Below are 13,565 nucleotides of genomic sequence, written 5' to 3'. Positions count from 1 at the left end.
CACAGGAAGAGACAATGACGCCATCCCAGACCGGCAAGACCGGCGCGCTGGCCGGCATCCGCGTAGTGGACCTGTCGCGGATTCTCGGCGGCCCGTTCTGCGGGCAGATCCTTGGCGACCACGGCGCCGACGTGCTCAAGATCGAACCGCCGCAGGGCGACGACACACGGACGTGGGGCCCTCCGTTCCGCGATGGCGTGGCGTCGTACTACTTCGGGCTGAACCGCAACAAGCGCGTGATGAAGCTGGACCTGACCGCCGACGCCGACCGCGAGGTGCTACTGGCCCTGCTGGCAGATGCCGACGTGCTGGTGGAGAACTTCAAGACCGGCACCATGGAGAAATGGGGCCTGGGCTACGACGTGCTGTCGCAGCGCTTTCCGCGCCTGGTGCATTGCCGCGTGTCGGGCTTTGGCGCCGACGGCCCGCTTGGCGGCCTGCCCGGCTACGACGCGGCCATCCAGGCGATGGCCGGCATCATGAGCATCAACGGCGAACCCGACCGCGACCCGCTGCGCGTGGGTTTGCCCGTGGTCGACATGGTCACCGGGCTCAACGCCACGCTGGGCGTGCTGCTGGCGCTGCAGGAACGCGAGCGCAGCGGACGCGGGCAGTTCGTGGAAGCGGCGCTGTATGACTCGGGTTTGTCGTTGCTGCATCCGCATGCCGCCAACTGGTTCATGAGCGGCAAGACGCCAGGCCGCACCGGCAACGCGCATCCGAATATCTATCCGTACGACACGGTGGCCACGGCCAGCGATCCGATCTTCCTGGCAGTGGGCAACGACCGGCAATTCCGCATCTTCTGCGAACACATCGGCGTGGCGGAACTGGCCGACGACGAGCGCTTTGCCACGGCAGGCGCGCGCTCGGTGAACCGCGCGGAACTCAAGGGCACGCTGGAGGCAAAGTTGGCGCTGTGGGACGGCAAGGCACTGGCCGACGAGCTGTCGGCTGCTGGCGTGCCGTGCGCGCCGGTGCTGTCGGTGCCGGACGCGCTGACGCATCCGCATACCGTGCACCGCGAGATGGTGGTGGAGATGCCCGGTGGCTACAAGGGGCTGGGCGCGCCAGTGAAGCTGAGCCGTACACCGGCGACGTATCGGTACGCGCCGCTGACGGAAGGCAACGTGTTTTTGCCAAGAGAAGCGGCGAACGATTAAATCGCGACACCGCCTCAAAGCCGGCTCCTCTCTCCCGCTTTGCGGGAGAGAGGAGCAAAGCCACCCCTCGCAATCCTTAACCCGGAATCATCCCCGTCAGCCAGTACGCCTGCACCATCGTGATCACGCCCACGATGAACGCAAACAGCAGGCTGTGCTTGACCGTGAAGCGGAACAGTTCCGATTCCTTGCCCACCAGCCCCGTGGCCGCGCAGGCTACCGCGATCGATTGCGGCGAGATCATCTTGCCCGTGACGCCGCCCGTGGTGTTGGCGGCCACCAGCAGCGTGTCCGATACGCCGATCTGATGCGCGGTGGTGTGCTGCAGCGAGCAGAACAGCGCGTTGGACGACGTGTCCGAACCGGTCAGGAACACCCCCAGCCAGCCCAGCAGCGGCGAGAAAAACGGGAACGCAGCGCCGGTGCCGGCCAGCAGTAGTGCCAGCGTCGACGACATGCCCGAGTAGTTGGCCACAAATGCAAACGCCAGCACCAGGCCGATCGACAGTATCGGGCGGCGCAGTTCCAGCAGCGTCTCGCCGAACGTGGCGATGGCGTCGCGCGGCTTCATGCGCAGCAGCACCACCGAGATGATCGAGGTCAGCAGGATGGCAGTGCCCACGGCCGATAGCAGGTCGAGCTTCAGCACGGCCTCATACGGCTTGGGCGACGCCACGATTGGCGCGGCCTTGATGACCAGCTGGTCCAGCATCGGCACCTTGAACTTCAGCACCGTGCCAGCCAGCGCGCCGTTGCCGGCGAACAGCGCCTTGAACGACGGCAGGCTCCACAGCGTGACGATGGCCGTCAGGATGCCGAACGGCGCCCACGCGCGAACGGTCTGGCCGAACGTGTAAGGCGATGCCTTGCGGCTGGACGGTGCAGTGCCCATGCCGCCGCCAAATCCGGCCATCGCCACCGTGCCGCCTGCCACCGCGCCACCCGCCGACTGCGACGCCGAACGCGGCTGCCAGACGCGCAGGAACGCGGCCAGCGAGATCAGGCTCACCAGTGCCGACGTGATGTCCGGCAGTTCAGGGCCGATGTGGTTCGACGTGAAGTACTGGGTGACCGAGAAGCTGGCGCCGACCACCAATGCTGCCGGCCACGTTTCGCGCACGCCCTTCCAGCCATCCATCATGAACACCAGCCAGAACGGCACCGCCAGCGACAGCAGCGGCAACTGGCGGCCAGCCATCGCGCCGATGTGCATCGGGTCGATACCCGTGACCTGGCCGGCGACGATGATCGGAATGCCCATTGCGCCAAAGGCCACCGGCGCAGTGTTGGCGATCAGGCAGAGCCCGGCCGCGTACAGCGGATTGAAGCCCAGCCCCACCAGCAACGCGGCGGTGATGGCCACCGGTGCGCCAAAGCCGGCCGCGCCTTCCAGGAATGCGCCGAAGGCAAAGCCGATCAGCAGCATCTGCAGGCGCTGGTCGTCGGTGATCGACAGCACCGAGGCGCGGATCACGTCGAACTGGCCGGTCTTCACGACGATCTTGTAGAGGAACACCGCCGTGACGATGATCCACGCAATCGGCCACAGGCCATAGGCAAAACCGAAGCCGGCCGCCGCAAACGCCTGCTGCGCGGGCATGCCGTAAGCCAGGATGGCCACGGCCAGCGCCAGGGCCAGCGTGACGAATGCCGCCACATGGCCCTTCATGCGCAGCACGGCCAGCGCGATGAAGAAGAAGATGATGGGAATCGCCGCGACCAGCGCGGACAGCCAGAGGCTGCCCAGCGGCGTATAGAGCTGGGTCCAGGGTTGCACGGGTAGTCTCCTTGGTGCTGTTTAAATTCTTGTGGCCGGCTGATGCCGGCAGGCCTTGCTATTCGGCTATTCGGGCTGGTTGCGCTCGGCCAGCAGGTCGGACAGGCTTTTCGGTGCTGGCGTCAGCGGCTTGCGATGCTGCGTCCAGCCCATCTGTGCCGATGGCGTGAACGCACGCAGCCGCGTAGCGGCCCAGCGGAACAGCCGGTAGGCGGCGGGATGCGCGAACGCCCCGCTCCAGAAGCGCCAGACCAGATGCTCGCGGCGGCTGTACTTCGCACCCTGGCCCTTCAGCGGATGCGGCACGGCTTCGTCGGGATTGCGGTTGGCCTCGGTACGCAGGCGAACCAGCAATTGCGGAATCGGAATCCGTACCGGGCACACCTCGCCGCACGCGCCGCACAGGCTCGATGCGGTAGGCAGGTCGGCCGTGGCATCGAGCCCCAACAGGTGCGGCGAAATGATCTTGCCGATGGGGCCCGGATAGGTGGTGCCATAGGCGTGGCCACCGATGCGCGTGTAGACCGGGCAATGGTTCATGCAGGCGCCGCAGCGGATGCACTGCAGCGTTGCGCGCAATTGCGCGTCGGCATAGGCCTGGCTGCGGCCGTTGTCCAGCAGCACCAGGTGCACTTCGCGCGGGCCGTCCTGCTCGCCGGGTTTGCGCGGGCCGGAGATCAGGTTGAAGTACGTGGTGATGGGCTGCCCGGTGGCAGATCGCGTGAGCAGGCTCGACAGCGGCACGATATGCGCCAGCCGTGCCACCACCTTTTCCATGCCCATCACGGCCACGTGCACGTTCGGCACGGTCGTCGAAAGCCGACCGTTACCTTCGTTTTCCACCAGCCACAGCGTGCCGGTATCGGCCGCCGCGAAGTTCACGCCCGAGAGGCCAATGTCCGCTTCCACGAACGCCTGGCGCAGCGCGCGGCGGCCGGTCTGGATCAGCGCGTCCACGTCCTCGGTGTAAGGCGTGTCGGGGATGTTCTGCTCGAACAGCGTGGCGATGTCGGCCTTGGTCTTGTGGATGGCCGGCATGACGATGTGCGACGGCTTTTCGCCAGCCATCTGCACGATGTACTCGCCCATGTCCGATTCGATGCAGTCGATGCCGCGCTCCGCCAGGTAATGGTTCAGTTCCATTTCCTCGCTGGCCATCGACTTGCCCTTGATTACGCGCCGCGCGGCATGCCGCTGGGCAATGCCGTGGATGATCGCGTTGGCCTCTTCGGCGGTCTCGGCCCAGTGCACCTGTACGCCAGCCTGGGTGAGATTGGTTTCGAGCTGGACCAGCAGGTCGGGCAGGTTGGCCAGCGCGTGCTGGCGGATGGCTTCGCCGAGGTCGCGCAGATGCTCCAGTTCGTCGCCATCGGGAAACTGCACGGCGCGCTTCTGCTGCAGGAAGTCCATCGCGCCCCGGAAGCTGCGGCGCAGCTTGGGATCGTCGAGCGCTTCGCGCGCCCGGGCGCGGAAGTCGGCGCTGGGCACGAAATGCAGGGGTTGCTGGTTCATTGCGCGGCACCTCCGTCCAGGTCGTTGACGATCACGACCCAAAGCTGGCGCGGCCCGTGGGCGCCATAGGCCAGTGTCTGCTGGATATCCGATGTCTTGGACGGCCCGGAGACCATCACCAGGTTGGTCGGCATGCCATCGGCCCAGCGCTCGGCGCGCGCGGCGCTGTGAAGGTCAGGATGCAGCATCGATGCGTAGACCAGTGCCACATGGATCGGCGGCACCAGCGACATCGTGCGTGGCGATCCATGATCGGGCGCCAGCACCAGCGTGCCGGTGGCGGCCAGGCCGGAACGCGCAACCGTGAAGCCGGCGTCGACGGTGTCGAACAGTTCGGCCTTCCACGCCTCGATGGGACGCGCGAAGCCGACGGCGGCGATGCCGGCGGGCATCGCACGGGTCAGCGCGGCGCCTTCGGCGCTATCGACGTTCAGCAGCAGCCGGCGCACACCCTCGGCGGCGAGCCGGTTGGCGACCCAGGCGGGCCAGGCGGCAGCACCGGTGCAAACGACTTCGGCATGCGACGCGCTCAGCGCCGCCTGCATCGACGCCACCATCGCGGCGGGCGACGGACGCTCGCCGCGCCGGGTGTCGAAATGCTGGTCGATGCGGCGGTCCAGCGTGGCCGTGTCCATGGCCAGCGTCGATCCGGAGGTGGGCACGGCGGCGCGCAGCCGGCCGAGCATGCGTTCGCGGGCGCTCATCGTCGTCATTGCGCGCCTCCGGTACGGCGCCACAGGAACGACGCCAGGTGTTCCACCGGCAGCGGCTGGCCGGCATGGGCGGCCGCATGGCCAATATTGAGCAGGCAGCCGCAATCGGCGGATACCAGCCGGTCGCAACCGGTGGCGCAGGCGGAGGCCACCTTGTCGCGCACCATGGCGCCCGAGATGTCGGCATGCTTGAGCGAGAACGTGCCGCCAAATCCGCAGCATTCCGATTCGCGCTCGTGCTCCACGCGGGTCACGCCCGGCAGCGCATCCACCAGTGCCACGCCGTGCGCGCGCGTACCCATTTCTCGACGCGCCGCGCATGACGTGTGCAGTACCACCCGCTCGTGATCGGCGGCCGGTACATCGTCAAAGCGCACATGCAGGACGTTGAGCAGGAATTCGGCCAGTTCGTAGACGCGGCCGGCAATGTCACGGGCCAGCCACGCGGCCTCGCTGTCGCTGCCGTCGGCTTCGGCGAACAGCGCCGGCCAGTGGTGGCGCATCATGCCGCCGCACGATCCCGACGGCACGATGATGGGCCAGGGCTCGCGGAACAGTTCAAGCTGGGCGCGGGCCACCTTGCGGGCCTGCTCGGGGTTGCCGCTGCTGTAGGCGGGCTGGCCGCAGCAGCTCTGGCCGCGCGGAAAGTGAACGGTCAGACCTTCGCGCTCCAGCAGGCGCACGGCATCGAGGCCGGCTTGTGGCACGAACAGGTCGACGAGGCAGGTGCCGAACAGGTACACCTGTTGCGGGACGCTTGTGGGGTATTGCCTGGATTGCATTGTCTGCCTCCGGTATGGCGGGGCCGCTTGAACCACGTCGCGGCATTTTTGAGCGCATAATTCCCGCTCTCGCGCCGGAGCACAAATTGGTTGGACCAATCCCGGGCGAAGGGTCAGGCAGGCAAAGGGGAAAAGGGGAACAGGATGGCGGGCGGCGCACGCAACCGCGTGGAAGACATCATGCGCAGGATGGAAACCGCGCTGCTGGACGGCACATGGCCGGTCGGCACGCGGCTGCCGGCCGAGCGCGTGCTGGCCGATCAATACGCGGTGGCACGCAACACGATCCGCGAGGCCATCCAGCGGCTGGCGGCGCGCGGGCTGCTGCAGAGCCGGCGCGGGGCCGGCGTATACGTCACCGATCAGTTGCGCACCGGCATCGCGTCACCGTGGGGCCAACTGGTGGCCGACCATCCGGCGCTGCGTGACGACATCCTGGAATTCCGGCGCGTGCTGGAAGGCGCCACGGCCTACTTTGCAGCGATGCGCGCGGACGCGTCCGACCTCAAACGTATACGTGCGTTGCTCAAGGAATTGGAGCGTTCACGCAAGGACGACGACAAGCTCGGGGAAGCAGATGCCGACGCCCGGCTGCACGATGCCATCGCGCTGGCGTCGCACAACACCATGTTCCTGCACCTGCATACCAGCGTGATCGGCATGCTGCGCGAACACATCACCATCAATGGCACGGGCTTGCGCCAAGCCGCCGAGGAATCATCGGACCTGCTGCTGCGCCAGCACCGCACGCTGTGCGAAGCCATCCTGGCGCGGCGGCCCGAAGAGGCGCGCACGGCCATGCAGACCCATATCGACTTCGTGCGCAGCAAGGTGGATGGCGACGGCGCCTGAGCGGCGCCCAACGTGATCCACGGGAATTGGTCGTACCAGTTGCTGCGTACGACTTTCCAATCGAATCAGTGACTTGGCCGCGGATGAATGCGCGGCGACAAGCGGGCTACACCAGCTCCGAAGTGGTCAGCTCGCGCTTCACGTAGGCGTAGAAGATCGGCCCGGCAATCACGCCGGGTACGCCGTACAGCGTTTCCATCACCAGCATCACCGTCAGCAGTTCCCATGCCGCCGCCTGTATACGCGCGCCGATGATGCGTGCGTTCAGGAAGTATTCGAGCTTGTGGATCACCACCAGGAAGAACAGCGACACGATGGCAATGGGCAACGACACCGACAGCGACGCAATCACGATGGCCGTGTTCGAGATCAGGTTGCCCAGCACCGGCAGCAGGCCGGCAATGAAGGTGATGGCCACCAGGGTCTTGGAGAGCGGCAGGTGCTGGCCGAACAGCGGCAGCGCCACCAGCAGGTAGATCGACGTCAGCAGCGTGTTGATCGACGAAATCTGGATCTGCGCGAAGATGAACTGGGCAAACGACTGCTGCAGCGTGCGTGCGCGGTCGATCAGCGCGCTGGCCAGCGGCCGGCGGTTGGGCCGCGAGATCGCGCGGTACAGCGCCACCATGGCCCCGATGATCAGCCCCAGCACGATATGCAGCAGCGTGCGCAGGATGTCGGTGCCCAGCCGCTGCGCCATCTGCGCGTGCTCGCGCATGGCCCCCAGCAGCGTGGTCATCAGTTCCTCGGTACCGCTGGGCAGGTAGTCTCTGAGCCAGGCGGGCAGCTGCGCGCGCGACTGGTCGATGATATCGGCGGCGTGGTCCAGCAGGCGGTCGATGGTGGCACTGTCGACGTTGAGAAAGTGCACCAGCGCCCAGATGCCACCGGTCAGCGCCAGCAGGATGATGGCGGACAGGATGGCCACGGCCAGCGCGTCGCGCCGGGAATGGGTCAGCCGGGGCGCCAGCACATCGACCAGCGAGTACAGCAACAACCCCGACAGCAGGGCTGCCACCAGGTTGGCCTGCATGACCAGCAGCAGGGTGGCGCCGGTCAGCACGTATGACACGACGGTGACATTGAACCAGCGGGGTGTAGTTGTAGGGGTCACTGCGGCGCCCTGCTTGGCGCGGTCTTCCGGGTTTTCCAGCTGCGGCATGTCTGGCTGACGGGTTCGAATTGGAATGAGTAGGCGGATTGTCGACGTCGCGCGTAACAATGGCAAGACAGCATGCATGGACAATCTGGCACGCGGGTGCCGGGCGCGGAACTTGCGTCGTGCCCGTCGCCTATATTGCAGGAGAGGTGCAACCCGCCCCCGGAGAAACGCAAGCCATGGCCTTTACCCATACCGTCGGCGTCCGCCGGCATGTGTTTGCCGACCTGCGCACGCTGCTGGCTCGCGCCAGCCCGGCACGCTCGGGCGATGCGCTGGCCGGGATGGCCGCCGCCAGCGAGGAAGAACGCATGGCGGCCCGCATGGCCCTGGCCGACATGCCGCTGGCCCACTGCCTGAACGAAGCCCTGGTGCCGTACGAGCAGGACGAGATCACGCGGTTGATCGTAGATAGCCACGATGCGGTGGCGTTTGCCGAGATTGCCAGCCTGACCGTGGGCGACTTCCGCAACTGGCTGCTGCGCCACGAGACCGATACCGCCACGCTGGCGCGCGTGGCGCCCGGCATCACCCCCGAGATTGCGGCGGCCGTGAGCAAGCTGATGCGCAACCAGGACCTGGTGGCGGTGGCGCGCAAATGCTGCGTGGTCACGCGGTTTCGGGGCACCATCGGGTTGCCGGGCCGGCTGGCGGTGCGGCTGCAGCCCAACCACCCTACGGATGACCCGCGCGGCATTGCCGCATCGATTGTCGACGGCCTGCTGTACGGCTGTGGCGACGCCACCATCGGCGTCAATCCGGCCAGCGACAACCTGGGCGCCATCGTCACGCTGCTGAAGCTGATCGACGACATCCGCGCCCGCTACGACGTGCCCACACAGTCGTGCGTGCTGACCCACGTGACCAACACGCTGCGCGCCATCGAACAGGGCGCGCCGGTGGACCTGGTGTTCCAGTCCGTGGCCGGCAGCCAGGCCGCCAACGAAGCGTTCGGCATTTCGCTGGCGTTGCTCGACGAGGCGCGCCAGGCCGCGCTGGCGCTGCGGCGCGGCACGGTGGGCAGCAACGTCATGTATTTCGAGACCGGCCAGGGCAGCGCGCTGTCGGCCAACGCCCACCATGGCGTGGACCAGCAGACGATGGAAGCGCGCGCCTACGCCGTGGCGCGCCGGTTCGAGCCGTTGCTGGTGAATACGGTGGTTGGCTTTATCGGGCCGGAGTACCTGTACGACGGCAAGCAGATCATCCGGGCCGGGCTGGAGGACCATTTCTGCGGCAAGCTGCTGGGCGTGCCGATGGGCTGCGACGTCTGCTACACCAACCATGCCGAAGCGGACCAGGACGACATGGACACGCTGCTGACGCTGTTCGGCGTGGCCGGCATCAACTTCATCATGGGCGTGCCCGGCGCCGACGACATCATGCTCAACTACCAGAGCACGTCGTTCCACGACGCGCTGTACCTGCGCGAAGTGCTGGGCCTGCGGCCCGCGCCCGAGTTCGAGGCGTGGCTGCAGCGCATGGGCATGCTCGACGATGCCGGGCGGATGCTGCCGCCCACGGCGCGCCAGCCGCTGCTGGCGATGGCCGGGTCGCTTTGAATTCGCTTTGACAGGGGAGACGACGATGCCCAAGCCGCCGATGCCTGCCACGCAAGCCGGAAGCGATACCGAGGACGCCACGTCGGACCCATGGCGCCGCCTGCGCCAGTTCACGCGCGCGCGGGTGGCTATCGGCCGCACCGGCCATGCCCAGACCACCGAAACCGTGCTGGCATTCGGCCTGGCTCATGCGCAGGCGCGCGATGCCGTGCATCTGATGCTGGACACGGATGCCATCTCCGACGCGCTGCGTGACACCCGCCTGGCCGTGCTGCACGTGCACAGCGCCGCGCCGGATCGCCAGCAGTACCTGCGCCGGCCGGACCTTGGGCGCCGCCTCGACGACGCCAGCCAGGGCCGGCTGGCCGCCGAAGCCACCAGCACGCAGCCTTACGACGTGGTATTCGTGATCGCCGATGGTCTCTCTGCGCTGGCGGCGCAGCGCCATGCCGTGCCGCTGCTGCAGGCCGTGTTGGCGCGGCTGCCGCAATGGCAGATCGGCCCCGTCGTGGTGGCCGAACAGGCCCGGGTGGCGCTCGGTGACGATATCGGCGAACGCCTGCGCGCACGCCAGGTGGTGATGCTGATTGGCGAGCGCCCCGGGCTGAGTTCGCCCGACAGCCTTGGCATCTATCTCACCTACGATCCGCGCGTGGGGCGTACCGACGCGCAGCGCAACTGCATCTCGAATGTGCGCCCGGAAGGGCTGCCCTATGCGCAGGCGGCTGACCGTCTGGTGTTCCTGCTGCGGGGCGCGGTGGCACTGGGCAGGTCGGGGGTGGACCTCAAAGACGACAGCGCCGCCATCGAGGCGGCGCTGCCAGGGCGATAAAGCCAGTTGCCGAGCGTCAAGACATCATCACGCGCGAGAACCTGCCGCGCTGCGCGTCTTCCATCAGCATCATGAACTGGTCGCGGTCCATGTGCACCAGTTCCAGGTGATCACCGGCCTCGAACCAGACTTCCGGTTCGTCGAACAGGCTTTCGTCGACGTAGGTCTGCATGCCGTACGACATCGCGCAGGGCGGGATGGCACCGAGATCGCAATCCTTGAAAACTTCGCGGATTTCGTCCTCGTGCGCCAGCACGAGCTTGCGGCCCGTCATGTCGCAAATGGCCGATAGCTGCAGATGGTGATTCGACGGGATCACGACGGCCACATAGCCGCTGTCGTCTTCCAGCAGCAGTGTCTTGGCCAGACGATGGCCGGGCACATGCGCGGCGTGCGCCGTGGCCATGCTGCTGAGGCTGTATGGGTGACGAATGATGTCGAACCGGCTGTTCATGCGGCTGAGCCGGCCAGCCAGGGTGCCTGCCATTGCCATGGTCGTCTACCTCCCCGCGCGGGGGCGCGGTCTAGTCCTGAGTGTTCTCACTATAGGCACTGTCGGCGCCCATGCGGGGCCAGATTGCCTGCAGTTCGGCCTTCAGGAACGTAAGCAGGTAGCGCGTGGCCATGGTCTGGTAGCGGTTGGGCATCGTCAGCATGTAGAGCTTGCTGCCGAACACGCTGATGCGGTAGCCGGGCAGCAGCGGCACCAGCGCCCCGTCGTCGATGTCCTTACCCACCGCGTAGAGCGGAAAGATGCCCACGCCCAGCCCGCTGACCACCGCGTCCTTCAGGAACGCGAAGTTCTCGGAACTCAGCGTCGGCTCCAGCACCACCTGTTCGCGCTCGCCAGTGCCGGGCCGGATACCCGACGCCTTGAGCTTCTGCCCGATCGGCGACGCGCACACGATGTCGTGCGTGCCCAGGTCGGCCAGCACGGCGGGCCTGTCGCGGCCCGCCAGGTACGCGGGCGCGGCGCAGACGATCCAGTCGACCGTGCCGATCTCGGTGGCCACCACCGAATCGGGCGGCGTGGAGATGATGCGCAACGCCACCTCCACGTCTTCGGACACCAGGTTGTGGATGCGGTTGTCGAACACCACATCGAGCGTGATGTCGGGATAGCGCTGCTTGAACTGCACCAGCAGCGGCGACAGCATGGCGTGCCCCAGCCCGGTAGGCACCGACAGCCGCACATGACCCTGCAGGCTCTTGCCCATGCTGCTGATCAGCGCGTTGGCGGCGGCCACTTCGCCCAGGATGTTGCGGCCGTGCTCGTAGAGCCCCGCGCCCACCGGGGTAGGCTCCACGTGGCGCGTGGTACGGCGCAGCAATTGCACGCCCAGTTCTTCCTCCAGCGCCTTGAGGTGGTAGCTGACATTGGCGCGCGTCATCTTGAGCTTGCGCGCGGCGGCGCTGAGGTTGCCCGCATCGACGATATCGACGAACAGGCGCAGGGCGTTGAGGTCCATGGCGGAAGCTGGCGCGGAAATGAAAAAGGGGCCCGAAGGCCCCTCAGTTTGCCACGCGGGTTGCCACCGTGGCGCGGCGGCCTGCGGCTCAGTGCTCGTGGTGCAGGTACTTGGCCTGACGCGGCAGGCGCAGGCTGACCAGGAACGCGATGACCATCATGCCGGTGACATACCAGTAGAACGCGTTCTCGTGGCCAATCGACTTCAGGCCCAGCGCCACGTATTCGGCCGTGCCGCCAAAGATGGCGTTGGCCACGGCGTAGGCCAGCCCCACGCCCAGCGCGCGCACTTCGGGCGGGAACATCTCGGCCTTCACGATGCCGCTGATCGACGTATAGAAGCTGACGATGGCCAGCGCCATGCAGATCAGCAGGCCCGCCATCTCGGGGCTGGACACGGTCTTCAGCGCGGTGAGGATAGGCACCGTGGCGATGGCGCCCAGCGCGCCGAACAGCAACATGTTGCTGCGGCGGCCGATGCGGTCGGACAGTGCGCCGAAGAACGGCTGCATGCACATGTAGAGGAACAGGCAGACCGTCATCACATAGCTGGTGGTCTTGATCGGCAGGCCCGCCGTGTTGACCAGGAACTTCTGCATGTACGTGGTGAACGTGTAGAAGATCAGCGAACCGCCGGCCGTATAGCCCAGCACCGTGAAGAAGGCGGCCTTGTGATGGCGGAAGATCGCGGCCACGCTGCCGGCTTCCTTGTTGTTGCGCTGCTGGGCCGTGGTGGTCTCGTGCAGCGTGCGGCGCAGCAACAGGGCGACGACGGCGGTGATGGCGCCCACCACGAACGGGATGCGCCAGCCGTAGGCCTTCAGTTCGGCCTCGCTCAGCAACTGCTCCAGAATCACCACCACCAGCACCGCCAGCAACTGGCCGCCAATCAGCGTCACGTACTGGAACGACGAGAAGAAGCCGCGCCGGCCCTTGAGCGCCACTTCGCTCATATAGGTGGCCGTGGTGCCGTACTCGCCGCCGACCGACAGGCCCTGCAGCAGGCGCGCCATCAGCAGCAGCGCGGGCGCCCAGTTACCGATGGCGTCATAGGTGGGCAGGCAGGCAATCAGCAGCGAGCCAAAGCACATCATGACCACGGAAATCAGCAGCGAGTTCTTGCGGCCATTGCGGTCGGCAATGCGGCCAAACAGCCAGCCGCCGATCGGCCGCATCAGAAAGCCGGCCGCGAACACGCCGGCGGTGTTCAGCAGTTGCGCGGTCGGATCGCCCTTGGGAAAGAAGGCCGGCGCGAAGTAGATCGCGCAGAACGCATAGATATAAAAATCGAACCACTCCACGAGGTTGCCCGACGACGCGGCCACGATGGCGAAGACGCGTTTTCTGGTTTCTTCGGGGGACGGTGCCGTGCCGGTGACGGCGGGGGAGGCGATGTCTGTCATATGACCTTCTGTTCTTGGCGTGGGCGGCGGGGGGGCCGCTGGATCGGGACGGGCCGCAATGCAGCGGCAAGGAGCAGCGAGTGGGCGGCGAGGGTCGGCAGCAATGCCGGCCCGAGGGGCGTCGCACATCGGGGCCCGTGTGCTGGGGTAGCGTAAACCTTAATCGCCAATCACCCAAGTGGGTGATGGCTGACGGCCGGTGGGTCACGGTTGCAAAGGCCTTGCCACCAGCGGCTTTGCGCCGCATTGTTTGTCTGGATGGAAAGAGTTTTTACAAAGAACGTCCGGCCGAGGTGAAAAATTTCACTGGCAGGGCATCCTCCGTGACGCTAACTTGCGTGG

At 66.6% G+C, this 13,565-nt stretch carries 12 protein-coding genes; 4 read left to right on the top strand and 8 right to left on the bottom strand.

Annotation, left to right across the window (positions count from 1 at the left end; all coding sequences use genetic code 11):
• The first annotated feature begins 14 nt into the window (after positions 1-14).
• A complete protein-coding gene (locus MFF62_RS08910; RefSeq protein ID WP_238262281.1) occupies positions 15-1,163 on the top strand; it encodes a CaiB/BaiF CoA transferase family protein in 1,149 nt (382 codons plus the stop codon).
• Between the two features lie 76 nt (positions 1,164-1,239).
• Here MFF62_RS08910 and MFF62_RS08905 read toward each other — a convergent pair whose 3' ends face one another.
• The 4 genes from MFF62_RS08905 to MFF62_RS08890 form a co-directional block, all read right to left on the bottom strand.
• Positions 1,240-2,940 (bottom strand): lactate permease LctP family transporter, encoded by a 1,701-nt coding sequence (locus tag MFF62_RS08905; RefSeq protein ID WP_238262279.1) that lies wholly within the window; start codon positions 2,938-2,940, stop codon positions 1,240-1,242.
• Between the two features lie 66 nt (positions 2,941-3,006).
• On the bottom strand, positions 3,007-4,452 hold the full coding sequence (locus MFF62_RS08900; RefSeq protein ID WP_238262277.1) for a LutB/LldF family L-lactate oxidation iron-sulfur protein: 1,446 nt from the start codon (positions 4,450-4,452) through the stop codon (positions 3,007-3,009).
• Complete coding sequence (locus tag MFF62_RS08895; RefSeq protein ID WP_238262274.1) at positions 4,449-5,165, bottom strand: LutC/YkgG family protein; 717 nt, start codon at positions 5,163-5,165, stop codon at positions 4,449-4,451. Before MFF62_RS08895 ends, MFF62_RS08900 begins: the two co-directional genes overlap by 4 nt.
• Positions 5,162-5,947, bottom strand: coding sequence for a (Fe-S)-binding protein (locus MFF62_RS08890; RefSeq protein ID WP_238262272.1), 786 nt, complete (start codon positions 5,945-5,947; stop codon positions 5,162-5,164). Before MFF62_RS08890 ends, MFF62_RS08895 begins: the two co-directional genes overlap by 4 nt.
• Positions 5,948-6,091: 144 nt before the next feature.
• Here MFF62_RS08890 and MFF62_RS08885 point away from each other — a divergent pair, with 144 nt between their 5' ends.
• Positions 6,092-6,799: a FadR/GntR family transcriptional regulator gene (locus MFF62_RS08885; RefSeq protein WP_238262270.1), complete on the top strand. Its 708-nt coding sequence runs from the start codon at positions 6,092-6,094 to the stop codon at positions 6,797-6,799.
• A gap of 106 nt (positions 6,800-6,905) precedes the next feature.
• Here the strand turns inward: MFF62_RS08885 and MFF62_RS08880 are convergent, their stop codons facing one another.
• On the bottom strand, positions 6,906-7,961 hold the full coding sequence (locus tag MFF62_RS08880; RefSeq protein WP_238262267.1) for an AI-2E family transporter: 1,056 nt from the start codon (positions 7,959-7,961) through the stop codon (positions 6,906-6,908).
• A 176-nt stretch (positions 7,962-8,137) separates the two neighbouring features.
• Here MFF62_RS08880 and MFF62_RS08875 point away from each other — a divergent pair, with 176 nt between their 5' ends.
• Both MFF62_RS08875 and eutC read left to right on the top strand, forming a co-directional pair.
• A complete protein-coding gene (locus tag MFF62_RS08875; protein WP_238262265.1) occupies positions 8,138-9,520 on the top strand; it encodes an ethanolamine ammonia-lyase subunit EutB in 1,383 nt (460 codons plus the stop codon).
• A gap of 25 nt (positions 9,521-9,545) precedes the next feature.
• Positions 9,546-10,352, top strand: coding sequence for an ethanolamine ammonia-lyase subunit EutC (gene eutC, locus MFF62_RS08870; RefSeq protein WP_238262263.1), 807 nt, complete (start codon positions 9,546-9,548; stop codon positions 10,350-10,352).
• Between the two features lie 16 nt (positions 10,353-10,368).
• On the opposite strand, the gene MFF62_RS08865 is transcribed toward eutC, so the two are convergent.
• The 3 genes from MFF62_RS08865 to MFF62_RS08855 form a co-directional block, all read right to left on the bottom strand.
• Positions 10,369-10,845, bottom strand: a complete 477-nt coding sequence (locus MFF62_RS08865; RefSeq protein ID WP_238262261.1) for an aminoacyl-tRNA deacylase — start codon at positions 10,843-10,845, stop codon at positions 10,369-10,371.
• Between the two features lie 31 nt (positions 10,846-10,876).
• Positions 10,877-11,821 carry a LysR family transcriptional regulator gene (locus MFF62_RS08860; RefSeq protein WP_238262259.1) on the bottom strand — a complete coding sequence of 315 codons (945 nt, stop codon included), beginning with the start codon at positions 11,819-11,821 and terminating at the stop codon, positions 10,877-10,879.
• Between the two features lie 88 nt (positions 11,822-11,909).
• A complete protein-coding gene (locus MFF62_RS08855) occupies positions 11,910-13,223 on the bottom strand; it encodes an MFS family transporter (protein ID WP_238262257.1) in 1,314 nt (437 codons plus the stop codon).
• Between the last annotated feature and the right edge of the window lie 342 nt (positions 13,224-13,565).

It is taken from the genome of Cupriavidus pauculus, assembly GCF_022179805.1.
Classification (GTDB): Bacteria; Pseudomonadota; Gammaproteobacteria; order Burkholderiales; family Burkholderiaceae; genus Cupriavidus; species Cupriavidus pauculus_E.
The sequence above is the reverse complement of the archived record's forward strand: the minus strand, read 5'-3'. Positions and strand labels throughout refer to the sequence as shown.

What these genes read in the sequence shown, in the direction of transcription:
- eutC (WP_238262263.1), top strand. Translation starts at nt 9,546, where the DNA reads ATGCCCAAGCCGCCGATGCCTGCCACGCAAGCCGGAAGCGATACCGAG.
- MFF62_RS08900 (WP_238262277.1), bottom strand. Translation starts at nt 4,452, where the DNA reads ATGAACCAGCAACCCCTGCATTTCGTGCCCAGCGCCGACTTCCGCGCC.
- MFF62_RS08880 (WP_238262267.1), bottom strand. Translation starts at nt 7,961, where the DNA reads ATGCCGCAGCTGGAAAACCCGGAAGACCGCGCCAAGCAGGGCGCCGCA.
- MFF62_RS08890 (WP_238262272.1), bottom strand. Translation starts at nt 5,947, where the DNA reads ATGCAATCCAGGCAATACCCCACAAGCGTCCCGCAACAGGTGTACCTG.
- MFF62_RS08895 (WP_238262274.1), bottom strand. Translation starts at nt 5,165, where the DNA reads ATGACGACGATGAGCGCCCGCGAACGCATGCTCGGCCGGCTGCGCGCC.
- MFF62_RS08910 (WP_238262281.1), top strand. Translation starts at nt 15, where the DNA reads ATGACGCCATCCCAGACCGGCAAGACCGGCGCGCTGGCCGGCATCCGC.
- MFF62_RS08875 (WP_238262265.1), top strand. Translation starts at nt 8,138, where the DNA reads ATGGCCTTTACCCATACCGTCGGCGTCCGCCGGCATGTGTTTGCCGAC.
- MFF62_RS08865 (WP_238262261.1), bottom strand. Translation starts at nt 10,845, where the DNA reads ATGGCAATGGCAGGCACCCTGGCTGGCCGGCTCAGCCGCATGAACAGC.
- MFF62_RS08860 (WP_238262259.1), bottom strand. Translation starts at nt 11,821, where the DNA reads ATGGACCTCAACGCCCTGCGCCTGTTCGTCGATATCGTCGATGCGGGC.
- MFF62_RS08855 (WP_238262257.1), bottom strand. Translation starts at nt 13,223, where the DNA reads ATGACAGACATCGCCTCCCCCGCCGTCACCGGCACGGCACCGTCCCCC.
- MFF62_RS08885 (WP_238262270.1), top strand. Translation starts at nt 6,092, where the DNA reads ATGGCGGGCGGCGCACGCAACCGCGTGGAAGACATCATGCGCAGGATG.